At 56.1% G+C, this 25380-nt stretch carries 21 protein-coding genes; 17 read left to right on the plus strand and 4 right to left on the minus strand.

What is annotated here, in order from left to right; genetic code table 11:
* Positions 1–442: hypothetical protein (locus H6F57_RS27290; RefSeq protein ID WP_206753715.1), on the plus strand; the 442-nt coding region annotated here is incomplete at its 5' end.
* On the opposite strand, the gene H6F57_RS11185 is transcribed toward H6F57_RS27290, so the two are convergent.
* Entirely contained in the window at positions 432–1355 is a 924-nt protein-coding gene (locus H6F57_RS11185; protein WP_190629921.1) for an alpha/beta hydrolase, read from the minus strand. The two genes, H6F57_RS27290 and H6F57_RS11185, sit on opposite strands and share 11 nt — an antisense overlap.
* 224 nt (positions 1356–1579) lie before the next feature.
* On the opposite strand from H6F57_RS11185, the gene H6F57_RS11190 reads away from it, so the two are divergent.
* From H6F57_RS11190 to H6F57_RS11220, 7 genes are all read left to right on the plus strand, one after another.
* Complete coding sequence (locus H6F57_RS11190; RefSeq protein WP_190629920.1) at positions 1580–2122, plus strand: O-acetyl-ADP-ribose deacetylase; 543 nt, start codon at positions 1580–1582, stop codon at positions 2120–2122.
* Positions 2123–2239: 117 nt separating this feature from the next.
* Positions 2240–3457 carry an FAD-binding oxidoreductase gene (locus H6F57_RS11195; protein WP_190629918.1) on the plus strand — a complete coding sequence of 406 codons (1218 nt, stop codon included), beginning with the start codon at positions 2240–2242 and terminating at the stop codon, positions 3455–3457.
* A 425-nt stretch (positions 3458–3882) separates the two neighbouring features.
* Complete coding sequence (locus H6F57_RS11200) at positions 3883–4560, plus strand: MerR family transcriptional regulator (protein ID WP_190629917.1); 678 nt, start codon at positions 3883–3885, stop codon at positions 4558–4560.
* Positions 4557–5831, plus strand: a complete 1275-nt coding sequence (locus H6F57_RS11205; protein ID WP_190629915.1) for a VWA domain-containing protein — start codon at positions 4557–4559, stop codon at positions 5829–5831. The genes H6F57_RS11200 and H6F57_RS11205 overlap by 4 nt, the downstream gene beginning before the upstream one ends.
* A 399-nt stretch (positions 5832–6230) precedes the next feature.
* Positions 6231–7673, plus strand: coding sequence for an ABC transporter substrate-binding protein (locus tag H6F57_RS11210; protein ID WP_199289887.1), 1443 nt, complete (start codon positions 6231–6233; stop codon positions 7671–7673).
* A 178-nt stretch (positions 7674–7851) separates the two neighbouring features.
* Positions 7852–8694, plus strand: coding sequence for an ABC transporter permease (locus H6F57_RS11215; protein ID WP_190629911.1), 843 nt, complete (start codon positions 7852–7854; stop codon positions 8692–8694).
* A gap of 89 nt (positions 8695–8783) precedes the next feature.
* Positions 8784–9599, plus strand: coding sequence for an ABC transporter ATP-binding protein (locus H6F57_RS11220; RefSeq protein WP_190629909.1), 816 nt, complete (start codon positions 8784–8786; stop codon positions 9597–9599).
* Between the two features lie 47 nt (positions 9600–9646).
* On the opposite strand, the gene H6F57_RS11225 is transcribed toward H6F57_RS11220, so the two are convergent.
* Complete coding sequence (locus tag H6F57_RS11225; protein ID WP_190629908.1) at positions 9647–11692, minus strand: LysR substrate-binding domain-containing protein; 2046 nt, start codon at positions 11690–11692, stop codon at positions 9647–9649.
* 361 nt (positions 11693–12053) lie between these two features.
* Between H6F57_RS11225 and H6F57_RS11230 the strand changes: the two genes are divergently transcribed.
* The 8 genes from H6F57_RS11230 to H6F57_RS11265 all read left to right on the plus strand — a co-directional run bounded on the left by H6F57_RS11230 (position 12054) and on the right by H6F57_RS11265 (position 22325).
* Positions 12054–13757, plus strand: coding sequence for a fumarate reductase/succinate dehydrogenase flavoprotein subunit (locus H6F57_RS11230; protein WP_190629906.1), 1704 nt, complete (start codon positions 12054–12056; stop codon positions 13755–13757).
* Between the two features lie 156 nt (positions 13758–13913).
* Entirely contained in the window at positions 13914–14141 is a 228-nt protein-coding gene (locus H6F57_RS11235) for a ferredoxin family protein (protein ID WP_073610791.1), read from the plus strand.
* A gap of 117 nt (positions 14142–14258) precedes the next feature.
* Positions 14259–15236, plus strand: a complete 978-nt coding sequence (locus H6F57_RS11240) for a HEAT repeat domain-containing protein (RefSeq protein WP_190629904.1) — start codon at positions 14259–14261, stop codon at positions 15234–15236.
* Positions 15229–16326: an Mrp/NBP35 family ATP-binding protein gene (locus tag H6F57_RS11245; protein WP_190629903.1), complete on the plus strand. Its 1098-nt coding sequence runs from the start codon at positions 15229–15231 to the stop codon at positions 16324–16326. The genes H6F57_RS11240 and H6F57_RS11245 overlap by 8 nt, the downstream gene beginning before the upstream one ends.
* A gap of 294 nt (positions 16327–16620) precedes the next feature.
* Positions 16621–17343 carry a sulfite exporter TauE/SafE family protein gene (locus H6F57_RS11250; protein ID WP_190629901.1) on the plus strand — a complete coding sequence of 241 codons (723 nt, stop codon included), beginning with the start codon at positions 16621–16623 and terminating at the stop codon, positions 17341–17343.
* A gap of 28 nt (positions 17344–17371) precedes the next feature.
* Positions 17372–18424, plus strand: a complete 1053-nt coding sequence (locus tag H6F57_RS11255) for a YeiH family protein (RefSeq protein ID WP_190629899.1) — start codon at positions 17372–17374, stop codon at positions 18422–18424.
* 260 nt (positions 18425–18684) lie between these two features.
* Positions 18685–20463, plus strand: coding sequence for an ABC transporter ATP-binding protein (locus H6F57_RS11260; RefSeq protein ID WP_190629897.1), 1779 nt, complete (start codon positions 18685–18687; stop codon positions 20461–20463).
* A gap of 89 nt (positions 20464–20552) precedes the next feature.
* A complete protein-coding gene (locus H6F57_RS11265) occupies positions 20553–22325 on the plus strand; it encodes an ABC transporter ATP-binding protein (RefSeq protein WP_190629895.1) in 1773 nt (590 codons plus the stop codon).
* Between the two features lie 140 nt (positions 22326–22465).
* On the opposite strand, the gene H6F57_RS11270 is transcribed toward H6F57_RS11265, so the two are convergent.
* Positions 22466–22795, minus strand: a complete 330-nt coding sequence (locus H6F57_RS11270) for a hypothetical protein (RefSeq protein ID WP_190629894.1) — start codon at positions 22793–22795, stop codon at positions 22466–22468.
* 294 nt (positions 22796–23089) lie between these two features.
* On the opposite strand from H6F57_RS11270, the gene H6F57_RS11275 reads away from it, so the two are divergent.
* The gene (locus H6F57_RS11275; protein ID WP_190629892.1) at positions 23090–23860 is read left to right on the plus strand and encodes an SDR family oxidoreductase; all 771 of its coding nucleotides are present in this window, start codon (positions 23090–23092) and stop codon (positions 23858–23860) included.
* Positions 23861–23868: 8 nt separating this feature from the next.
* Here H6F57_RS11275 and H6F57_RS11280 read toward each other — a convergent pair whose 3' ends face one another.
* The gene (locus H6F57_RS11280; RefSeq protein WP_190629890.1) at positions 23869–25326 is read right to left on the minus strand and encodes a PLP-dependent aminotransferase family protein; all 1458 of its coding nucleotides are present in this window, start codon (positions 25324–25326) and stop codon (positions 23869–23871) included.
* Positions 25327–25380: the final 54 nt, after the last annotated feature.

Consider the following 25380-nt stretch of genomic DNA (forward strand, 5'->3'; position numbering starts at 1 on the left):
GGAAACGGACGACTCCGGCAATGGCGATAGGTCTCTGCTCTCGCCCCTTATCAACCCAGGAAATCCTCTGCATGAGAGGGTTTCGATACATCTCCTCTTAACGAACCAGTGCCCTGGTTCGACTACAACAGGTGCAACATCACCGTATTTGATCAAGACCGATGTATCCGTCCAGCCCCACTCGCTTCGAGACGCTATTTTGGGCATTGGTGATGAGCCAGAAAATATCCAGCGGATTGAGCTAGTAGAGATCAATGGACAATCTGGATTGAGGGTTTGGGAAGAAAGTGAGGGGTGGGACTTTCCTAATAGTCTCATCACCTACGTTCCTATCGGCGATCGAGAAATCGCTTATATTGTCAGCTTTTATAGCTCTGAGAATCAGGCAGCAGAAGATGCCATCATTCAAATGCATAACACGTTGAGGCTTTTTAGTGAGTGACTGTAGCATTAGCCTCAAGCCGAGGTAAAAACTCACGAATCAGGCCAATGGTAACTCCTGGCAGCTCTAGTTGAGGGGTAAACCCAACATCATCGAGCTGATAGAAAATGCGAATGGCTTGGGGGTTCATCTCCATCAGGCGGCGTCCTATCTCTGGACCAGTAAATTCAGACCCCCTTCCCCAAATAATTGCTGTGGGAATAGTGAGTTGGCTAATGTACTGAGATAAGTCAAAGCATAAATCGCCCCGTACAAAGGAAAGAGCTGCATACTCAGCATTGTTCTGCTGGGCTGATTTTAGATATGCCTCAACAATTTCTGGATAAATTCGCTCTGGCTGGGCAAACTGACGTTGTTCTAGATAACTCCGAATACCAAAACTATTAGCAACTCCTGTGTTGTAGATTAGCTGACTCAGTACCGGCAAGCTGGTAAGTTGAGCAAACTGGGCAAATCCACTGCGACGATAATCTTGACCAAACTCAGCTAACCCAGCCAATGTTGTGACAATCAACGACTTAAATAAGTCAGGTCGATTAATAGCTGCACGAACTGTAAAGGCCGCTGTTAGTGCGGAGGCAATGACAGTAGTAGGACCGCTGCAAGTCTTCTCCATGAAGTCGGTAATGATAGCAATATAGTCTTCGGTCTGATAGTCCCGAGCTGGGTGATCTGACCGACCCCAGCCAATTAAATCAGGGGCTAACACTCGGTAGTCTGCCGCAAAAGCTGGGTAAACCTTAGACCACTCATAGGCCGAAGAACCGCCCCCTAAGCCATGTAAAAAGACTAGCGATTCTTTTCCGTCTGCCCTATCTGGGGCCGCCCAAGGTTCTCCCTCAGGCGTGTAGTAAACCATGCGGCCATACTGGGTTGTGATGAATCGACTAGTAAAACCGGGTGGAATAAACATGAATTATCCTTTTGGCTTGGTAGTGTCCAGCGTCGAATCAGTGGTTGACTTAGACATTAAAGATTTTGATTATGGATGCTATCAACCGATAGTAATATTTTTGTTATTCAGGACATATTTTTCTTCTCTAAAAGGCTCTCTCAATGGCAGGCTAAGGATATTTTAATGTAGAGGTAATTGACCTTTATTCACTGTTGGATCTGTAAAGTTTGGAAGCTCTCTCTATGCTTACTACTGATGAATTAGAACGAATGATTGTGATTCAAGGTGATATTACTCGCCAGAAAGTTGATGCGATCGCCAATGCGGCCAATGAGTCTTTGCTAGGCGGCGGTGGTGTAGATGGAGCTATTCATCGAGCTGCGGGGCCTAAGCTGTTGGCTGAGTGTCGCCAGTTGGGCGGTTGCTTAACTGGGCAAGCCAAAATTACCCGAGGTTATAACCTTCCAGCACAGTGGGTGATTCACACCGTGGGGCCAGTGTGGCATGGTGGGCAGCATCACGAGGATGAACTATTGGCTAACTGCTACCAAAACAGCCTGGCCTTAGCTGTTGAGCATGGCATTCGTACCCTAGCATTTCCAGCCATTAGCACCGGGGTCTATGGCTTTCCATTAGAGCGGGCGACTCGGATTGCGATCGCAACAGTGAAAGCAGCTCTAGACCAATCGTCTACGGTTGAGCAGGTCAGATTTGTTTGCTTTAGCAACGAAGCTTATGAGGTCTATCAATCCGTACTGGTTGGTGGTTTTGAAAATTGCTTATAAGCTTGGCCCTAAGTGCTTTTAATGCCTTACTCTATTCAGGTTATAGGCACCGAGAGGGCGCTATGACCATCACAGCAGAGCACAGAATCAAAGTCATTATTCTTTAGGTCACTAATTATGACGAGTCATGCTGTCTCTTTTTGGCTCAATCCTCAAGAGCTTTGCTTTCAGTCTGGGCAATCACTGCCGCGTCTAGCTGATGTAGTTGTCATCGGCGGTGGGATCACTGGAATTAGCACAGCCTACTGGTTGAGTCATTTGGGACTACGTCCTGTTGTATTAGAGCGAGGAGATCTGTCTTGCGGAGCAACAGGTCGTAACGGTGGGCATTTTGTCTTTGGCACAAACCAAAGCTTTAAGGATTCTGTTGAGGCTCATGGCCTGGCTGACACCCTTGCTCTTTGGGACTTTACACGGCAGAGTGCTCAACTTTTGCAGGACTTAACGAACCAGCACAATATCGATTGTGATCTTCGATTCAATCAGGTGGTTTCCTTAGCTATGACTCCTGCGCAGGCCCAATCACTTCAGGAAAGCTGTGAACTCATGATGTCTCATGGCTTGGCTGTAAAGTATTGGGATAAGAAAGAGGTTGACCAAAATACTCAATGTTCAAGCTTTTTGGCAGCAGCTGTAGAGCCTCATCATGCTCAACTGTGGCCTGCCAAATTGGTTGTAGGTCTTGCCAAAGCCGCTCAACAGCAACAGGCTCACATTGAGACGCAGATAGAGGTTCAGGCTGTCACCCGGCAGGCAGAAGGGTTTACCATCACGACCAATCAAGGACAGATTCAGGCCAAGGCCGTAGTCTATGCCACTAATGCCTTGACCTATCATCTGATTCCAACGCTTAAGGGAGTCATCGTGCCCGTTCGAGGTCAGGTAATTGCCACAGCTCCAACATCCCAATTATTCGATTTTGACTGGTATTTAAGCAATGACACTGGATACGCCATTCAGCGTCAGGATGGACGGATTATCTTTGGTGGCATGCGGTGGAAGTCGCTAACCAAAGAAATTGGCATTGAGGATGACTCCACGTTAGAACCCTTAGTAGGCGAGGGCCTTAAAACCTTTCTGAGAGATACGTTTATATCTCTCAGAGATGTCGCCATTGAGTATGAGTGGACAGGCATCATGGGCTTTACTGCCGATGAGAATCCCATTATTGGAGAGCTACCGGGCCGACCAGGGGAGTACATCTCAGCCGGTTATACGGGGCATGGAATGCCTGTTGCCATTGCCGCAGGGAAGGCGATCGCTGAACAAATTGCAGGTTCAGCCCAAACACTTATCCCTAAGCCATTTCGGCCAGAGCGCTTTTCGCTGGGCTGACAGTCTCTCGCAGCAAGCTACAGATCGAGGGGAAATGGATCAGCGCTGCAAGACCTTGAGCAATGTGCAAGCCATACAGGCAGATGTCGAGACGCTCAAAATAAGTGCTGCTTAGGATTGGACACCAACTTTACACTTTTTGGGCGAAGCCATACCAGTAAGTTCTCCAAACCCTCTTGGTAGAAGGACTTTGGCTAATCCATTCAGCTTTACGCTTCCTCGGGCTCTACCCGCCTGCCGTCGCGACCACTCAACAGCCTCGGCGATGGAAGGCTTGGCAGAGCGCCTTACCAATGCCCGAGGAAGAGCCGGTGCTCAGAACAACGGGAGATGGCATGGGGTAGCTGGGGCGGAGGTGAGTGGGCATACGCTTACAAGGCGGGATGTTATTGACAATTTAATTTGCAAGTGTTTATCATGGGTCCATGAGCATGTTGCAACAGATTGCCCAGCAACAGCCCGAGATGGTACTAGATCGCTTCGTTGAAGTGACTAACGATCTACTGCCGCAGTTTTTGCCCGACCAGGGTTCTGGTAATCGTGGGCAAGAGCCGGTCAACCCTCGGCTGGTGCGCCACTACACCACTCAGGGATGGTTAGATAAGCCCCTCAAGCAGGGGCGCGAAGCTCGGTATACCTACCGGCATCTACTGCAATTGCTGGTACTGCGCCGCTTGCTAGCGGAGGGCTACAGCACCAGCTCTATCGGCAGTCTGATCGGCGGCCAGGCTGACGCGGCTTTAGAAAACATCCTGCAAGGAGGCGTTCAAATCAGGGTTGAGGCCGCGAACCCGGCGCTGGCGTTTTTGTCTCAAATTCGCGATCGCTCAGCCATTTCCTCCCCCGACTGCTCGGCCCCGCTGCAAAAGCGGTCAGCCATGCCAGCGTTGCAGGCCGACCCTGATGCCCTAGCAGCGCCCCCATCTCAGTCAGCCCCATCCCCCCCAAAAACCTGGACTCGGCTTGACATTCTCGACGGTCTAGAACTCCACATTCGGCAAGACTTTGTAGCGCCATCTACTGCCCACGAACGGGACAGTCTGCTGCAACTGATTGCCGACCATCTCACCCAACTTCAATCACTCCAAAGGCCACCACCATGACCCAACCAAAACCCGCTCTCCCCACCGTCGAACTGATTCCGCTCCACGGGGCGATCGTGACCCAGCAGCCGATGACCCTCGATGTGCTGGTGCGGATCACGCCCCCAGCCGTCACCCTCAAGGCCGATCGCGTGCCGCTCAACCTCAGCCTAGTAATCGATCGCTCTGGCTCTATGCAAGGGCAAAAGATGCACTACGCCCGCGAGGCCGCCCGCTTTGCCGTGGAGAATTTGCTGCCCTGCGATCGCATCAGTGTCGTGCTCTTCGACGATCGCCTCGAAACCCTGGTGCCCAGCACCCTGGCCACCGATAAAAATACCTTGCTAGAAAAGCTCAGCCACGTCCATTCTCGGGGCTCGACGGCGCTCCATGCTGGCTGGGTCGAAGGTGGGGTGCAGGTCAGTCAGTACCTCAACCCCGCCCAGCTCAACCGGGTAATTGTGCTCTCCGATGGGCTGGCCAATGTGGGAGAAACCAGGCCGGATGCGATCGCGAGCGATGTCCACGGCCTGGCCCAGCGCGGCGTTAGCACCACTACTCTGGGCATCGGTAACGACTACAGCGAAGACCTGCTCGCCGCCATGGCCCGCAGCGGCGACGGCAACTTCTTTCACATCGAGTCTGCCGACCAGCTGCCAACAATTTTTGAAACTGAGCTGTCGGGACTGGCGGCCACTTTAGGCCAGCGCGTCAGCCTGGGCATTAAGCCAGGCAACGGCGTCACGGTCATGGACGTGCTAAATGACTTTGAGCAGACCGATACCCAGCGCTACAAGCTGCCCAACCTGATGGTGGGGTCGCCCATTCAGGTGGTGGTGCGCTTGCAGGTGCCCGCCCTCAGCCAAAGCCGCGAACTCATGCAGGTGCGCCTGGCCTGGGATGACGCAGAACAGCTTAGGCGGCAGGTGCTGCGGACCGGCCTAGAACTACCTCTGGTAAGCTCCGCGCAGTTCAGCGACTTCCCCGCTAACTCAGCGGTGCAAGAGCAAGTGGCTCTGCTGATGGCGGCCCGTGCCCGCCGCGAAGCCATCCAGTTTTCTGATCAGGGCGACTTTGCCTCGGCCCGACAATCCCTCACCGATGCTCGCATTGCAATGTCATCTATGGCCCCCAGCGCCATGCTGATGGAGGAACAGGCGGTTCTAGAAGATCTAGAGGCTGACTACCAGAGTGGCAATGTGACCAGCGCTCGCAAGAAGGCGTTTTCGCAGTCCTTTAACCTGTCGCGATCGGGTCAGTCTAAGCCCCGCCGCTCCATGGATTCTAAATAAGCTGTGGAAATGCCTACCGCCTAGGGCGATCGCCCCTTGACTGAGTAACCTCTGAGCCTCCGTCCCACCCGTGGCGGCCTGTCTCAGGGGTTACTTGAGTTTGTTAAGCATACCCCACCCCCTTGGCGAAGGCTTTTTTGTGCTCAATATTTTGTAAATAGTAAACTAAAAATTACGGCTTTTCTGATTTTCATAATTAGTTTATATAGACTCAGAAAATAATTTTATGGGTGAAATCACTGAGCAAATCAAGATGTATCTCGGTTTACAGTCCCTAGCTAAGCTTAGTGGAATAAATGGGCTTGCAGATGAGTTGATGCAGGTAAAAGTATGCGCTACTTACTGGGTTGGTCTCGAAAGAAAATTGCCTCAGGACTATTAATAACGTCTTTTGTTTTGATGGGCTCTTGCTCATCGAGTGAAATTAGTTCTGAGGGCGAATCCGCTAGCTCCGAAAGCTATTCTGGGGAGGTAATTCGAATTGCGATCGGTACCCAAGATCAGGTGATCAACACAGCGGTAGGTGGAGCCACAGTCCGTGAGCTAGAGCTGTTAGAAAAGCACTTGCCCACCGATGGCAAATATGAAGGAGTTAAATACGAAATTGAGTGGTCGAGCTATACATCTGGCCCGCCAATTACCAACAAAATGTTGGCCGATCAGCTCGATATTGGTCTGATGGGTGACTTTCCCGCTGTCATCAATCTCATCAAATTTCAGCAAGAGGCCAAGGATGCCGACTCTGTTTTTGTGGGCACCTTAGCCTACAGCCCTACCGGGGCGGGCAATGCCGTTGTGGTGCCTAAAGATAGCGATGCCAAATCCCTAGCCGATCTAAAGGGTGGTACTATTTCGGTTCCCTTTGGGTCGGCGGCCCACGGCATGGTGCTCAATGCCCTAGCCGATGCTGGCCTTAACCCAGACACCGATGTAGAGCTGATTAGCCAAGCCCCAGAGGTGGGTGGTGCTAGTCTGCGAACCGGGCAAATTGATGCCCATGCCGACTTTGTTCCCTTTGGCGAACTATTTCCCTTTCGTGGGTTTGCTAAGAAAATTTTTGATGGTGCCCAGACTGGCATACCGACGCTCCACGGCATTGTGGTGCGATCAGATTTTGCCGAAGAACATCCCGAAATTGTGGTGGCCTATCTTAAGGCTGTGCTAGAAGCCAATCAAATGTTCCAAGCTGATCCAGAGGGCATTTCTACCCAGATTGAACAGTGGTCTGGAGTCGATAAAGAGGTTGTCTATATGTTTTTAGGCCCCTCTGGCCTTCAGCCCCTCGACCCCACCATTGGTGAAGTACAAACTAGCGCCCTCAAAAATAGCGTGGTGACGCTGACTAAACTGGGCCGCATTGAGACTCCGGTTGACCCCGAAGAAGTCACGAACTGGATTGACGAGAGCTATCTGCGTCAGGCGATGGAAGAAATGGACCTAGACTATGACGAGGTCGTAGCCGCCGCTGGAAACTATCAAATTACCGGCAAAGACGCTTTGACCGACGAAGCCATTACTGACCCCAAACGGGCGGCCCAGTTTTGGGTGCAGGGAGAAGAAAAAGTTAGAAACTACGCCTCTATTGCCAACATGATCAAAGCGTTGGGGGAACTCCAGACTGAGGGACAGGCCGCCGACGTGATGTTTGTCCACGACCACAACAACGGCTGGAAGCTATTTGCCGAAAACTCTTACTTTGTCAGCAACGGGGATGAGGTTGCCGCCTTCTTGACAGAGGCCGATGCCCAGACCTACGCGTCATCCACTGGAGGGCAAATGACGGCTTTTAGAGGGTTGCAAGACCTCTATGCCTCGCGCCAGCTAGTGGGGGCTAAGCATTAGCCTGCTGCTTTAGCTAAATGTGAGATAGCCGCAGCAGGATTAGTCGTCGATGCCTCGCCCCAAGCAGCCTCTACACCTGGGGGCAATTGGTGCGGGTCGTAGAGAGCAGAATGGCAGAACCAGCTTGTCCTACTGTGGCTTCCAGTTAATCCGTTTTAATGTGATTGAGAGGCGCACGATGGCGGTTTCAGTTTCACGGGTAGAGTATCCGCGCTGGCTAGGGCAGATTGGCGACAGTCTACAAGCTCTATTTGTGTCGAATCGGTCGGTTCGACGACTACTGGCTCTGGTGCTCTTTTTTGGTATTTGGCAGTTTCTTTGCGCGATTAACTTCAATTTTTTGATCGATTTTCAGTTTTCACCTTCCCCAGTAGAAGTATTCAAGGCAACGCTGACGTTTTTTACTGAAAACCCTTGGGTACATTTTCGCTCTAGCATTACTCGGGTGCTGTGGGGCTATGTTGTGGCGTCTGGGGCGGGGGTGCTATTGGGCATTCTGATCGGCTGGTTCGCAGTGGCTGAAGATCTACTGCTGCCACCCCTAGAACTGCTGCGCCCCATTCCGGCAGTAGCGTGGATTCCTCTGGCAATTCTTATGTTCCCAAACGCCGAGAGCGGCATGATTTTTATCACCTTTGTGGGAGCATTTTTTCCAGTATTAATCAGCACGATTAATGGGGTGGAAAGTACTCTGAGCGATACGGTACTGATTCGAGTGGGGCAGTGTTTAGGGGCTAAACCCTGGCACATTTTCAAGGATATTGTGGTGCCGGGGTCGCTGCCGAGCATCGCCAGCGGACTGGTAATTGGTATGGGCAACGCCTGGTTTTGCTTGGTAACCGCCGAAATTTTGGCGGGGCGCTATGGCATTGGTTACATCACTTGGGAATCCTACGTGACCTCTAACTATCCGCCGATTGTGATGGGGATGCTGTTGATCGGCCTGATGGGGGCCTTTAGCTCTTGGGCCGTGAGTCGGGCGATGGAAGCGCTGATGCCCTGGAGGGTGATTAAGAAATAGGGCGGTGTTTAAGGTTTTTGAGAAGTTTTGAACTTTAGGTCTTTAAACGTTTAGTTCCAAGTTCTGAACAAGGGGGGAGATCAGACGTGATGACGACGCAGCTTGAGCAACGGCAAACGGTTAAGGGTGCAGTGCAGGTGGAGGGCTTGTCGGTTACCTTTCGCAACCGAGGCCAGGATATTCACGTGTTGAATCAAATTCAGCTAGGCATTAAGCCAGGGGAGTTTGTCTGTTTATTGGGGCCGTCAGGCTGCGGCAAATCGACGCTGCTAAACGTGATTGCTGGGTTCATTAAACCGACGGCGGGCTATGTAACGGTGGATCAGTCACCCATTACTCGACCGGGGGCCGATCGCGGCTTTGTGTTTCAGCAATATTCGCTGCTGCCCTGGAAAACGGCGTTCCAAAACATTGAGCTGGGGCTCAAGATTCGCGGTATGGCAAAGGGCGATCGCACCGAACTCGTCCATGACTACCTCAACCGGGTGGGGCTATACAAGCACCGCAACAGCTATCCCCACCAGATGTCGGGGGGTATGCAGCAGCGGGCCAGCATCGTGCGAGCGTTAGTCAATTCCCCCTCGGTGCTGCTGATGGATGAGCCCTTTGCGGCGCTGGATGCCCAAACCCGGCACATGATGCAGGAGCTACTGCTAGACATCTGGGAAGACCTAAAAACCACGGTGATCTTTGTCACCCACGACATTGAGGAGGCGATCTTTTTGGCCGATCGCATCTGCATTATGGGCGTGCAGCCGGGGCACATCAAAGCTGAGCTGCCGATTGGCCTGCGTCGCCCGCGCCACTTTGACGACACGCTATCGGCGGAGTTTGTCAATCTGCACCGCCAGGTGTTTGAGTGCATCCGCGAGGAGACGATGAAAAGCATGGAGGGCTGCCTGTAGGGACAAACGGCGTTTGCCCTGCCCCTGGGATCAAACAGGATGCGGCTCTAAATCGACGCGATCGCTCGCTCTAAAAACTCCGGCTGCATCCAGCGATCGAGGTTAATTTGGCCCAGGTGCTCTTGCCCGGCAATCTGGCCCAGCTGGTCGATGTGGGCTTGCAGCCAGTCGGTGCGCAGCTGGGTTTCGGGCAGATAGACCACATCGGCGCGATCGCTGGTGCTAGCACGCAGCGTTTTGGTCACAATGGCGGCATCCATATTCACCCAGCGGCTGACCAACGTCGTGGCCATGGGCTGGGTGGCGTACCAGTACTGAGCAGCCAGCAGCGATCGCAGGTAGGCGACGGCAATTTCGGGATATTGCTCAGCTAGAACGTCTCGAATCACAACGCCGTGGAAGGTGGGCAGCCCATCTAGATTTTCGTGCAGCAGGCGGCGAAACTGGCCCTTGTGTTTAGCAATTTCATGAAACGGGGCGAAGTAGGCGTAGCCATCTACCGGGGCGGAGCTGCGGCCCGATCGCTGGGGGCCAGCACTGTCGCTGGAGGTGAGGGTGACGGCGTCTAGAATGTGGCGGTGGTGGAGCGATCGCATCACCATACTGTGGGCCGCCGAGCCAAAGGGCACCGCAATCACCCGCCCTGCCAAATCGTCGATGCAGTCAAGGGTCGAGTGCTGCGGCACAATGATGTCGTTGCCGGTGCCATCTAAGTTGCTGGCCACAAAGCTAATCAGCCGGGTACCTGCCGCCAGGGCGGTGCTGTCTTGGGGTGCCGCACTCAGCAGGAGTGGGTAGTCGCCCAATACCCCAATGTCGATCTGCTGAGCTTTTAGCCCAGCCACAATCGGTGCCCCAGAGCTATAGTCAGCCCACTGAAGGCGATACTGCACCCCGCTGTAGCGGCCCTCGCGGGGCAGAAAATGCTCTAGCAGCCCTAGGCGCTGAATAATCAGCCCAGCGGTCACAGTTTGAATGGTGCGATTTTGGGTGCCGATGGTGAGGTTGATGGTCTCGGTGCCGTTGGTGGAACTACAGCGCACCAAAAAATTAGGAGCCTGGAACCGGGGCACCGTTTGATTAGCGGATGCAGCCAGCGGCGCGTCCAAAGGCTTGGGTATAGTCGCTCCTTGGGAATGGCGTTGGTTTACGCCGGGCTGGCCCTGCACCATAGCCACAAACTGGCGAATCGGCTCTAACCCCAGACTGTTTCGACCTGCGGGTTGACCCGCCAAGCCCAAAGCCCGCCCCAGACGCTTGGCCATCATCAGAAATAGGGGGGTGCCCAAGGCAAATTCTTCCAGGGGAATGCGTCGCAGTAGTCCGGCCTCACACTCCATTTGAAACTCAAAATCAGAGACAAACCCGAGGTAGTGCCCCTGGAGCAAATAGGTGCGCATCAAACTGGCTGCATCAACGATTTCGACATGGGCAAAATTGGTCAAATTTAGACCCAGTTCCTGCATGCGCTTTTGTAGCATAATGCGACCTGGAACGCCCTCGGGTGGCAAGACCCAGGCCTGGTCAGTCAACTCCTTTAAACTGAGCCAGGGCCGCTGAGCGAGCTGATGGCTGGTCGACACCACCAGCGAATAGTGAACCGAGCCGATCGCCACCTCTGAAATTTCATCAAAAGTCGAAAAACTCAGATCTGAGATTCCAATATCAACTTCGCCGGTCTTAATAGCCCGATACAATGACTCGATCGCATCAAACTGAACACACTTAGTTTGCACATCGGGATAAACCCGGCGATATTTGTAGAGCACCGACGGTAGCCAGTTGCTCAGCATATCGGGCATGCAGCCAATTTTTAAGGTGCTGAATTTTCCCTGTTTAATTTCTTCAATCTCAGCTACCAATCGGCCTTCTAGATCAACCAAGCCAGGGCCTTCTTCGAGCAGATATTCTCCTGCCTGAGTTAGCTCTATGCGCCGCCCTAGCCTTCGAAATAAAGGGGTTTCAAGCTCTGACTCTAAACACTTGATTTTGGCACTCACCGCTGGCTGAGTTAAATTTAAGGTATCAGCTGCTTCAGTAAAACTCAGGCAGCGAGCCACCTCTAAAAATACTTTCAGCTGATAGATTTCCATCTTAGTTTGCCTACCAAAAACGTTTTGAAAATCAGCTTGAAATCGCTAAATTGTTTTGTCTGGCTATGCCCTTTATTAGCCTTTGTCAAGTGAAATAGTCTGCTAAAAACTGCCCCTTAAAGCTACCTTTTGCGACTCAATAAGACAATCAATCAAATTTCATTCATTTTTTTAATGAGTGTATAGAAGGCTGTGATGAGTAAACCGTAGTCGTCGCTACAAATCGCATTGATTCACGTTGGTGACCTCCTTTAAACTACGTATCAAAGGCCCAGAAGCCAAAGGTTAGTTGCCGTTATTCAAGCACTAGCTAACCCCAGTAATTTGATTTCACTGCCGTTTAAACCAAGGACGTGGTTGCGTGAACATTCAGTATCTTAAAACTGATTTTCTAGTCGTCGGCGGTGGCACCGCTGGCACCATGGCAGGCATTAAGGCGAAGCAGGCCAGCCCCGAGAGCGACGTGCTGATTTTAGAAAAGGCCAATATCCGCCGCAGTGGGGCGATCGCCATGGGCATGGACGGGGTCAACACCGCTGTTATCCCCGGCAACTCCACCCCCGAGCAGTACGTGCGCGAAATCACCATCGCCAACGACGGCATTGTGAATCAGAAGGCCGTTTACGAGACCGGACGGCTGGGCTTTGAGGTCATTCAAGAGCTGGAGAGCTGGGGCGTCAAGTTTCAAAAAGACCACGAGGGCAACTACGACCTCAAGCAGGTGCACCGGGTCGGCAAGTACGTGCTGCCCATGCCCGAGGGCAAAGACCTGAAAAAAATTCTCGCCCGCCAGGTCAAGCGCCACAAGGTCAACGTCACCAACCGAGTGATGGCCACCCGCGTCATGGTGCAAAACGGCCGCGTCACTGGGGCAGTGGGTCTCGACGTGCGCAATGGCAACGTGGTGGTGATTCAGGCCAAGGCCGTCGTGCTATGCACCGGGGCCTGCGGTCGACTGGGGCTGCCCGCCTCGGGCTACCTCTACGGCACCTACGAAAACCCCACCAACGCGGGCGACGGCTACTCCATGGCCTATCACGCCGGGGCCGAGCTCACCAACATCGAGTGCTTCCAGATCAACCCGCTGATCAAAGACTACAACGGCCCCGCCTGCGCCTACGTGGCCAGCCCCTTTGGCGCCTACACCGCCAATGCCGAAGGCCACCGCTTCATCAACTGTGACTACTGGAGCGGTCAGATGATGCTGGAGGTCTACAAAGAGCTGAACTCTGGCAAAGGCCCAGTACACCTGAAGATGTACCACCTCGACGACGACACCATCAACGAAATCGAAACCATTCTGTGGGACAACGAACGCCCCAGTCGGGGCCGCTTCCACGAGGGTCGGGGCGAAAGTTACCGCACCCACGGCGTTGAGATGAATATCTCTGAAATTGGCCTGTGCAGCGGCCACAGCGCCTCGGGCGTCTGGGTGAACGAGCGGGCCGAAACCACAGTCCCTGGCCTCTATGCAGCGGGCGACATGGCCAGCGTGCCCCACAACTACATGATTGGGGCCTTTGTCTATGGCCGGATTGCGGGCGAAAACGCTATGGACTATGTGCGAAATCTGGAGCATGTGGAACCCGACGCCGACTTTCTCTCCGCCGAGCAGGCCCGCATTTACGCCCCGCTTCAGCAGCCTGATGGCGTGCCCCACACCCAGGTTGAGTACAAGCTGCGCCGTCTGGTCAACGACTACCTGCAACCGCCCAAGTCACCCAACAACATGGATATCGGCCTGCAAAAGTTTGTCGCCTACGAAGAAACCCTCGGCCTGATGGGAGCCCGCGACCCCCACGAACTGATGCGCTGCATGGAAGTGCACTTTATCCGCGACTGCGCTGAAATGGCCGCCCGCGCCTCCCTCTTTCGCAAAGAGACTCGTTGGGGCCTCTACCACTACCGCCTCGACTACCCCGAAAAGAACAACGAGGAGTGGTTCTGCCACGTCAACCTGAAAAAAGGCGAAACCGGCCACATGGAGCTGTTTAAGCGCCCGGTCGAGCCCTACATCGTCGATGTCGATCTGGTCGAAGAGGTCTACGACGTCGCCGTCCGGTAGGGTGGGCACCGCTCACCATCCCCCTATGCTGCACCCGTAACCCCGTAGGTTGGGTGCAACGAAGTGCAACCCAACGCCAATCCCTGCTGTTAGGTTCCGCTGACGCTATACCCAACCTACACCTCTGATTCGTGACCATTAACCTGAAGAAAAATTATGGCTCTTACCTCCCAACGGGTTGACGTACCCGTCATTGTCGATGAATCAAAATGCCTCGAAAAATGCAACGCCTGCATCGAGGTCTGCCCTCTAGACGTGCTAGTGAAGAATCCTGAAACCGGCAAAGCCTACATGAAGTACGACGAGTGCTGGTTCTGCCTGCCCTGCGAGAAGGAATGCCCGACTGGGGCGATCACGGTGCAGATTCCGTTCTTGCTCAGATAAGGGGGGCAGGGTGCAAGGTATAGGGTGCAAGGGGGCCGATCGCCTGATACCTGAAACCCTGAACCTCATACCCTCCCCAACTCCCCTTCTCCCTGCCGTCATTTTGGAACCCTTCCCATGTACACCACCGATATGGATCCTGAAGTTGCCCAGTGGGTTGAGTTGCTGCGATCGCCCGATCTCGACGAGCGCCTAGTCGCCGTCAAAACCCTGCAACATCTGGGCGACGAAGATGCGATCGAGCCGCTGCTTGGCGCGCTCTCCGACGAAAACCCCACGGTGCAAGAGATCGCCATCACCACCCTGTGGGAATTTGCCAACCCGATCGCCATCAACCCACTGATCGAGTGCCTCAGCTCACCCCACGAAAATGTGCGCAGCGAAGCGCTGTCGGCCTTGAAGGAGCTGGTCTCGACCAACGACCTGATGAAGCTGTTAGATGTGTTGCAGGTGGGCAATGTTCACGCCCAGCTCAACGCGATGGTGCTGCTGCGCAAAATTCACGATGCCCAGGCGCTGCCGTACATCATGCCGTTCTTTGAGTCGGAGAACCCCGAACTGCGGGAATCGGCGGTGATCACCCTGCGCTACCTGAACCAGGTGGTGCGCTGCGAACCGGCCTTGGCTCTGGCAAAAGATCCAGTGGAGGCGGTGCGGCGGGCGACGGCGCTCACCCTGGGCCACCTCAGCGATGCGGCGGTAGTGCCGCTGCTATGCGAACTGCTGACCAGTGATGAAGATTGGCAGGTGCGGCGCAATGCGGCCCAGTCGCTGGATATTTTGGCTGACCCAGCGGCGCTCGCATTCCTAGTTGAAGCTATGGATGACCCCGAATGGCAAGTGCGCAAGTTCACCGCGCGCGCGCTGCAAAAGACCCCAAATGTGCAGGCTCTCCCGGTACTGATCAAGTCTCTGGCCGACGAATACTCCGACGTGCGGCGCGATGCGGCTACCGCTCTAGGCAAACTGGCAGACACCAACGCCCTTCCTGCCCTGCAACAGACCCTCAATGACCCCGACATGGACGTGCGGATTTTTTCCCAGCGGGCCATTGACGCTATCCAGAAGTCTCAGCCAGAAACCTCCCATGTCTAGCCATTCCTCTCCGTTTCATCGCGCCGCCGAGGCTCCCGCCGAAGTGCCCCCAAGTGCCGAGGCGATCGCTCGCAAGGCCGAGGTCATCACCCAGCTCAAAACCCTGCGCGAACCCACCCTGGGCAACGACCTAGTCAGCCTGGGCATGGTGCGAAACCTGCAAGTGGTGGGCGACCACATCTACCTGCGGCTCTACGTGGGCCGTCACCAGCTCGACTTACAAAAGCAAGTGCAGGACACTTTGGGGCAGCTGCCCTGGTGCAAAAAAGCCTACGCCCAGCTCTGCACCATCCCTGGGGTGCGCACCACCCTGGCGGTGTCGAGCGGCAAGGGCGGCGTGGGCAAATCGACCACCGCTGTGAACCTGGCGGCGGCTCTGACCAAAACCGGGGCTAAGGTGGGGCTGCTCGATGCCGACATCTACGGCCCTAACGTGCCCCAAATGCTGGGCCTGGGCCAGTGCGAAGTTCGCGTCATCGATACCCCCGAGGGTCAACGGTTTGTGCCCCTGGAGGCCCACGGCATCAAGCTGATGTCGGTGGGGCTGTTGGCAAAGGGTGACCATCCCCTGGCCTGGCGCGGCCCAGTGATGCACAAAATTCTCACCCAGTTTCTCCACGAGGTGGATTGGGGCGAGCTGGACTACCTGCTGATCGACCTGCCCCCCGGCACGGGCGACGCCCAAATCACCATCGTTCAAGAAAGCCCCATCTGCGGCGTGGTGATGGTGACCACGCCCCAGCAGGTCGTCGTTTCCGACGTGCGCCGCAGCGTGCACATGTTTCGCCAGGTGGGTGTGCCCGTGCTGGGCCTAGTCGAAAATATGAGCTATCTGCTCTGCGGCCACTGCGGCGAACCCACGCCGATCTTTGGCAGCGGCGGCGGAGCGCAGATTGCCACCGAACTCTCGGTGCCGCTATGGGGCCAGGTGCCCATTGACCCCCGCATTTGCGAACAGGGCGATGCTGGTGTGCCGCTGCCGATGAAGCTGCCCGATGCCCCCCTGAGCCAAATCTTTGGCCAGATTGCTCTGGGCCTGAATGCGACCTTTGGGGTGGCGGCGGTGGAGGAGTTGGTAGCGGTTTGTTGATGACCTAGGGGTGGTTAGGGCAAACGCCGTTCGCCCCTACAAAGATCTCCCGTAGGGTGGGCACTACCCACCAGCATTAAATCAGTGCCAGTCGACCCAGAATCAGTCAGAGCCAGCGCCGTTTGCCTCGACAAAACCGCCGCTTGAATCAGGCTAGTCAAATGGATGCAGTCTACCCATCCACTCACCCATCTCGATCCCCTCTTTCGGATCCCCACCGATACCTCACTCCTGACTTAACCTGGTCACTCAGGGGATCCTTTTCTAATGTTTGCACTGGCAGGAGGCACGCCCATGGGCATCGAGATCTGGCTGATTAGTCTGGGGGTGGTGGCGATCGCAGGCTTTACCCGAGGCTTCTCTGGCTTTGGCTCGGGGTTAATTCTCGCCCCTGCTCTAAGTCTGCTGTTTAACCCGCAGCTGGTAGTGGTAACCATTCTGCTAATCGAGATGACCGCCGGGGCTGGTTTGGTGCCGGGAGCCTTGCAAAAGACCAAGTGGAAGCAGGTTTTGCCTTTGGTGCTCAGCGCTGTGGTGATGGTGCCGGTGGGGGTGCACTTTCTGGCACTGCTAGAGCCAACCCTGCTGCGGCGCATCATCGGTGGGCTGATTTTGGGGTTTGTGCTGCTGCTGTTGAGCGGCAAAAGCCGCTATGCCCATCCCCGTCTAGCCTTGAGCGCAGGGGTGGGTGCCCTCAGTGGCTTTTTGACCGGCCTAGCGGGCATCGGTGGCCCTCCCATCGTGCTTTACCAAATGTCTAGCAGCAACCTGGCTGCCGCCAACCGGGCCAACTTTATCGTATTTTTTGCGCTCATCCAGCTGATTGCCCTGGGGTCTTATTGGGCTAGTGGCTTGATGTCGGTAGCGGTGGGAGGCTTATTTCTCCGCTTTTTACCGGTGTTTTTTCTGGGGCAGCTGCTCGGTCAGCTGTGCTTTAAACGGGTTAACGAAGCGCTCTTTCGCCGCTTTGTCATGGGTCTGTTATTGACGGTGGCGGTGCTGGCTTTGGTGGCCTGATCTCACCCTATAAATGGTCTTTAAAGTCATGAAACTATCTTCTAAGGCTGGCCCAGAGGTCTCTACCTTGGGTCTGGTGACGAGCGACTGGAAAACCCAGGGCAGCTCAATTTTGCCGGGGCTGCTGCTGACAACGCTGATTGCGGCGATCGCCCTGGGGTTAGATCGGCTGAGCGACCTCCATACTCTCAACCCACTGCTAATCGCCGTTCTGCTCGGGATTGGCTGGCGGCAGTGGGGCGTGGTGCCTGCCACCTACCGCCCCGGCATTCAGTTTGCGATGAAGCGGGTGCTGCGGCTGGCGGTGATTTTGCTCGGCCTGCGGCTGAGCCTGACGGAGGTGCTGGCGGTAGGCCCTTGGGGGTTGGGCATGGTGACGGTCAGCACCATCAGCACCTTTTATCTAACCTGCTGGCTGGGGCGATCGCTGGGGGTTAACCCACGCCTAGCCCAGCTGATTGCGGCGGGCACGTCGATCTGCGGGGCGTCAGCGGTGGTGGCCACCAACCCGGTGGTTGAGGGCTCTGAGGAAGATATGACCTATGCGATCGCCACCATTACCGGCTTTGGCACCCTGGCCATGGTCACCTATCCCCTGTTGGGCAATCTCATGCAGCTCAGCCCCCAGGCCTTTGGCCTCTGGTGCGGGGCGTCGGTGCACGAAGTGGCTCAGGTGATTGCTACCGCCTTTCAAAACAGCGACCTCAGCGGCGAGGTGGCCACCGTCACCAAGCTCTCGCGGGTGCTGCTGGTGGTGCCGATTATTATTAGCCTGGGTTGGCAAACCCGTCGCCCTTGCCAACTGGGGCAGCCTGAGCGCGCGCTGCCCATTCCCTGGTTTGTGCTGTTTTTTTGCCTTTTGGTGGGGGTCAACAGCTTGGGCTTGGTGGCCCAGCCCATCAAGGCGGCGGTGCTCAGCGTCAATCAGCTTTTGCTTTGCCTGTCGCTGGCGGCTATGGGGCTAGAGACCAAGCTGGCCAGCCTGTCGCAGCTGGGTCTCAAGCCGCTTTATCTGGCCGGGCTTTCGTGGCTGTTTCTGGCGGCGATTAGTCTGTCGATGATTTGCCTGGGTCAGCTGTAGTCACACAAACCGTGGCCTCAAAGCTCGTCTCGCAGCCCTGACCTTGTCTACCCGATCGCGGTTATCGATTGGGTGAATACTGTCAATGTGGTCGCGGCAATCGTCACGGGCGGCCTATGGCAAACGAACGAAAGTAGAAGAGTGAAAAATGAAGAATGCTCGATAGGCTTGGATGCTGGCATTTTGGGCTGTTCTAAACCAAGACTTCACCGGCTATAGAACACCGTCTAGAATGCTGAGATGTGATTAGGAGCAGGCGATTGGTTCAGTCTCAGCCCCAAGACGTCTCTTCGCAACAGCCTCTGCTGCGGGTATTGAGCAGTCTGCGCGCTCACCTCTGGCTCACTTTGGGGGCTTTAGTTAGCGCCCTGCTGCTGGTGGCGGCCTATGCGGCGACGCCGCAGCTGTTTCGCTGGGCCATCGATGATGGCATTGCCGAAAATAATTTGACGGTGGTGCTGCAAAGCGGGGCGGGGCTGGTGGCGGCGGCTCTGGCTCGGGGGCTGTTTAACTTTGGCCAGAGCTTCTGCGCCGAGGCCATGTCGCAGAGCGTGGTCTACGACCTGCGCAACCGCATTTTTAGCAAGATTCAAACCCTCAGCTTTAGCTACCACGACCAGGCTCAAACCTCACAGCTGCTCACCCGCGTCACCAGCGACATTGAGCAGGTGCGCACGTTCCTCAGCACCAGTCTGGTTCAGGTGATTAGCGGGGTGGTGACACTGGTGGCGATCGCGACCATTCTCCTGATCATGAACTGGCAGCTGGCGCTGATTAGTCTGACGGTGGTGCCGATAGCGGGGTGGCTGATGGCGCGGTTTTTTGGCCAAAACAACCTGCTGTTTCGTCAAGTGCAGGAGCAACTCAGCGACCTCAACGCCGTCTTGCAGGAGAATTTGCTGGGGGTGCGGGTGGTCAAGGCCTTTGTGCGGGAGAAGGCGGAGCACGATCGCTACTCCCAGCTCAACAACGAGCTGGTGGCTGCCAACATGAAGACGATTCGGGCGATTCGCAACACGTTCCCGTTCATCTTTTTAGTCAGCAACCTGGTGATTGTGGTGGTGGTGGGCTACGGCGGCGCAGCGGTGATTGACCAGCGCTTTTCGGTGGGGGAACTGGTGGCGTTTAACGCCTACCTGCTGCTGATTTTGCAGCCGATTTTGCTGATTGGCTTTGCCGCTCCGGCGATCGCCGGGGCCTCATCCTCCGCCGAGCGGGTCTATGAGGTGCTCGATGCCGCAGTCGAAATTCGCGATCGCCCCCACGCCATCCCCTTCACCACCTGCGGCGGCCGCATCACCTTTGAGAATGTGTCATTTCGTTATCCCGGTGCTGCCACCCCAGCCCTCAACGGCATTTCCTTTGAGACCAAACCCAACGAGCTGATCGCCATTCTGGGCATGACTGGCTCAGGCAAAAGCACCGTCACGAACCTGATTCCCCGCTTTTACGATGTCACCGCTGGGGCGGTGCGCATTGACGGCCGCGATGTGCGCGACTTTACCTTGGAAAGTCTGCGATCGCACATCAGCACCGTGCTTCAAGAGACCACCCTGTTCTCGGGCACCATTTTTTCTAACATCACCTACGCCAAGGCCGGGGCCACCCTGGGCGAGGTGGTTGAAGCAGCCAAAGCCGCTCAGATTCACGACTTTGTCATGACCCTGCCCGAGGGCTACGACACCCTAGTGGGCGAGCGCGGGGTCGGGCTATCGGGGGGGCAAAAGCAGCGAATTGCGATCGCCCGCACCCTGCTGACCGACTACAAGGTGTTGATTCTCGACGACAGCACCTCCGCCGTCGATGCTCAAACTGCCGCCCAAATTCAGGCGGCCCTCGACGACCTGATGCGCCGCCGCACCTGTACCGCCTTTGTGGTAGCCCAGCGCATCAGCACCGTGCGCACCGCCGATCGCATTTTGCTGATGGATAAGGGGCGACTGATGGCCCAGGGCACCCACGAATATTTGATGGCCCATAGCTCGCTCTACGGCGCGATTTTGGAATCGCAGGTGGGCACCGTTCCGGTTCTTACTTAATTTTCCCGTCGTTAGCCAACTAGGCCTTAAGGCTTTTCATCTAAATTCTAGAATTGCCTTGGACCTCCAAAATTGAGGAACGACTACTGATGACCCCCGCTACAGCCGTCCATTCCCCAGTAGACTCTAAGCCCAAGCTCTCGACGGTGGGGCGGTTTTTGCGCTATTTTGCGCCCTATCGGCAAGACCTACCGATCGCACTGCTGCTGGTTGCCCTTGGGGCTACGACCCAGGCGATCGGGCCGCTGCTGATTGGCTGGTCGATCGACAACCTGATTTTGCAGGGCAACTTGTCGGGGCTACTGTGGATGCTGGTGGCCCTGACGGTGATTTATCTCGTTGGGGTGTGGGCGATTCGGGGGCAGATCTGGCGGATGGGTGCGATCGTGCAGCGGCTGCTGGGGCAGCTGCGGCAGGATATTTTCGACAAAATCCAGAGTTTGCCGGTGAGCTTTTTCGATCGCAGCGAGGCGGGCGACCTGATGAGTCGTCTGCTCAATGATGTCAACACCGTCAACCAGGCCTTTGGCCTCACCATTCCCCAGGTGCTGGGCCAGACCTTTAGTCTGGTGGGCATTATCATCGCCATGCTCTCGATCAATTTGCAGTTGGGATTGCTGAGCAATCTGGTGGTGCCGCTGATGATCTTTACCACGGGGTTTTTCTCTCGCTGGGCGAGGGGCAGGTTTCGCGTTACCCGGCAGACCATCGGCGACCTATCGGCCAAGCTCGAAGAAGACATTGGCAGCGTTAAAGAGGCGCAGGCATTTAACCGTACCCAGCTCAACATTGAAGAGTTCGACAGCCTCAACGCGGCGAACCGCAAGGCCAATGTGCAGGCGGTGGCGGTGACGGCGGCGTTTTTGCCCTCGATTGACCTGCTCAATACCCTGGCTACGGCTGGGGTAACGGCCTACGGCGGCTATCTGGCGGTGACGGGGGTGATGACGGTGGGCACCGTGACGGCTTTTGTGCTCTATGTGCAGCAGTTTTTTCGCCCCATCCAAATTCTCAGCCAGTTCTACACCCAGGCCCAGTCGGCGCTGGCGGGGCTCGATCGCATTTTTCTGCTGCTCGACGAGCCTGCCACCCTGCAAGATGCGCTCAACGCCACCGAGATGCCGCCGATTAAAGGCGAGGTACGGTTTGACTCGGTGGGCTTTGGCTACACCCCCAACCAGCAGGTGCTGAAGGGGATAAACCTCTGCGCCCAGCCGGGGCAGATGGTTGCTCTGGTGGGGCCGACGGGGGCAGGCAAGAGCACGATCATTAACCTAATCATGCGGTTCTACGATGTGTCGGAGGGGGCGGTGCGCATCGACGGGGTGGATGTGCGCGCCGTCACCCAGGCCAGCCTGCGCCGCCAGATTGGCATTGTGCTGCAAGATAATTTGTTGTTTAGCGGCACCGTGGCCGAAAACATTGCCTTTGGGGTTCCCCACGCTAGCCAGGCTGATATTGAAGCGGCGGCCCAGGCGGCAAATGTGCATGAGTTCATTACGTCGCTGCCTCAGGGCTACAGCACCCGGCTGGGGGAACGCGGCGCACCCCTCAGCCAGGGGCAGCGGCAGCTGGTGAGCATTGCTCGCGCGGTGCTGATTGACCCGCGCATTTTGCTGCTCGATGAGGCCACCAGCAGCATTGATACGCGCACCGAGGGGCTGGTGCAGGAGGCGATCGCCCGCCTCCTGCACAATCGCACCAGTTTTGTGATTGCCCACCGTCTCAGCACCGTCACCCAGGCTGACCAGGTGCTGGTGATTCAGCAGGGCGACATTGTCGAGCAGGGCACCCACGCCGAGCTAATAGCCCGTCAGGGCATCTACGCCAATCTCTACAGCTTGCAGCTAGGCACTGACTGAGGAGCTGTCGAGCTACAATCCGCTGGTTAGACGAGGCCCATCCAAGCGGCCTTGTCGCTATAGCAAAAGAATGAAAATAGAACAGCGAAGAGTCAAAACAGGCTTGAATCCTGGTGTTTTGGGCTGTCCTAACTCAGACTTCACCAAGAAAGGCCGTCGTTGACATAGAAGATCCAGGCTAGGGTAGCTGTCGCAGTGGATAGATTAATCAAGGGTAGGGCGGTGAACCCGCAGGCCAACAGATAGCGATAGGGCAAATTGGCGAACACTGGCAGCAAAAACACCAGCCAGCTTAGCAGCACCGCCACCAGGCAAATAATAGGAAAGCTGACAACGCTGAGAACCAGGTTCACCGCGGCAGGGCTTTCGAGAACCTTGGGGTCCTCAAACATCAACAATGTCATGATTACGGGCATAAACCCGACCATAGCACCGATAATCAACAGAACTGTCGCAATAAAAAGGACCATTAGAGCGGTTTTCTGGCGCACAGGGTTTGTTATGGTAAAGGCCACTGTCTGGGCAGAAAGACACCCTAGATTGCCTAGCAGTCTCGTCCCACCCACCTGAGGTGCATCAATGAATCAGACCGCTCAGATCTCTTTGGCTCTGGGCACCGCAGGTGCCCAACTCTTTCCCCCAACTCTTTCCCCCAACTCTTTCCCCCAACTCTTTCCCCCAACTCTTTCCCCCAACTCTTTCCCCCAACTCTTTCCCCCAACTCTTTCCCCCAACTCTTTCCCCCCTCAATCTGAGGTGCACCGATGAGTCAGGCCACTCAGACCCCCGTAGCTCTGGTCACCGGAGGTGCCCAAGGAATTGGCTTGGGTATTACCCAACTCCTGCTTAATCAGGGTTGGCGCGTTGCGATCGCCGACATGAATACAGCCGCTGGTGCTGCCCTTCAAGACACTCTGTCTCAGTTTCACGAGTCGTTTATCTTTTTGCCCTGCAACGTGTCTCAGGAACATGAGGTGGAGCGCTGTGTCGGGGCCGCCCTAGATTGGTTTGGCCAGCTCAACGGGCTTGTCAACAATGCTGGCATCGCCCACCCCTACAGCGGCCCGATCGAAGACCTAAAACTGGCAGACTGGAATCGCTGGATTGGCACCAACCTGACGGGGTACTTTCTGATGGTTAAGCATACCGTCCCCCATCTGCGCGCTGCCCAGGGTGCGATTGTCAACATCGCCTCGGTCCGCGCCCTTCAGTCTGAGCCCGACTCCGAAGCCTATGCCGCCTCTAAGGGGGGCGTCGTGGCGCTGACCCACGCTCTGTCCATGAGTCTCGGCCCAGCCATCCGCGTCAACTGCATTAGCCCTGGCTGGATTGATGTCAGCGCCCTGAAACATCCCCCTCAAGAGTCCCACTTCAGCTCAACTGACCACTCCCAGCACCCCGTGGGGCGAGTGGGGCAAGCCCAGGATATTGCGGACATGGCCTACTTTTTACTGTCGGATAAAGCCAGTTTCATCACAGGGCAAAATATCGTGGTCGACGGCGGCATGGGCCGCAAGATGATCTACGAGGAGTAAATCAGAGGCTAGATCAGGTTTAGGGCAGCCAAGCGTTCGAGCCCAAGGGCGATCGCATCCTCTTCCAGTTCGGTGTAGCTAAAGATAAACTCGTGCCCTGGGCTAGGGCCGAGGTACTGGGGGCTGGCTGAGATTAGCCCGATGCCCACATCAGCTGCTTTCGCCATCAGTTCTTCATCGGCAATATCGATCGCAAAGCGCACCATCACGTGCAGCCCGGCGTTTTCGCCCAGCAGCGTGGCGCGATCGCCCCAGTGCTCGCTCAGGGCCGCGACCAATGTCTGCCGTCGCCGGTCATAGATGCCCCGCATGCGGCGAATGTGGCGCTCCAAGTGGCCCTCGGTGATGAAGTCGGCCAGCACCGCTTGCTCCAGAGTTGGCCCCTGGCGATCGGCCAGCCACTTGGCGCGGCTAAACACTGGCACCAGGGCCGGGGGCAGCACCATGTAGCCCACCCGCAACGACGGAAACAGCACCTTAGAAAACGTGCCCACGTACAGCACCGACTGCCCATCCCCCAACCCTTGCAGCGCCGGGATCGGGCGACCGCCGTAGCGATATTCGCTGTCGTAGTCGTCCTCAAAAATCAGGCTGCCGCTATGCTCTGCCCAGGCCAGCAGGGCCAACCGGCGCGGCAGAGACAGCACCGCCCCAGTCGGAAACTGGTGCGATGGGGTGACATACATTAGACGAATCGGGCCGGGTGTGGCAGCCAGCGCCGCCACATCCATACCCGCAGCATCCACCGGAATTGGGCACAACGTTGCCCCCTGGCTGGCCAAGACACGGCGGGCGCTGAGATAGCTAGGTTCTTCTAAAGCCACCCGATCGCCGGGCGACAGCAGCAGGCGCGTGGCAAGAGAAAGCGCCTGCTGGGTGCCATTGGTGATCAAAATTTGGTCGGGGTGGCAGTGCACGGCGCGAGCCTGGGCCAGGTAGGCGGCGATCGCCTCTCGCAGCGGCCCATACCCCAGAGGATTGGTTGCGTAGTCGAGCCATTCAGTGCGGCGGCAGTGGCGAGACAACAGCTGCCGCCACAGCTCTAACGGAAAGCGATCGAGGGCCGGTCGGCCATAGCGAAAGCTCAGAGCTACAGCGGGTTCAGGGCTGGGGCCAGGGTCAATCTGCTCCAAACGACGACCATAGGCCGACAGCGACACAGCAGGGATTGGCCCGGCCGGAATAGCGGTTAAGGGAGGCGGTTGTAGCAGGTCGTCAGGCAGCTGGTCGCAGACGTAGGTGCCAGAGCCCGTCACTGTTTGCAGATAGCCCTCGCTCAACAATTGGTCATAACTCTGGGTCACAGTGGCGCGCGATACCTCCAGGCTTTGGGCTAGGGCACGGGTCGAAGGCAAGCGCTGGCGCGGGGCTAGCCACCCGTTGAGAATCCCAACCCGCAGAGCGGCGTAGATCTGCTGGTAGACGGGGTCTGGGCTGTGGGGGTCAAGGGCAATGGCAAAATCCATCAAGGCAGGGACAAAGTGGACTGGTCAGTTGAGGTGAAAGTGGCTCTTGTGACT

Origin of the sequence: Leptolyngbya sp. FACHB-60 (assembly GCF_014695775.1) — a bacterium.
In the GTDB taxonomy this organism is placed as follows: Bacteria; Cyanobacteriota; Cyanobacteriia; order Phormidesmidales; family Phormidesmidaceae; genus Nodosilinea.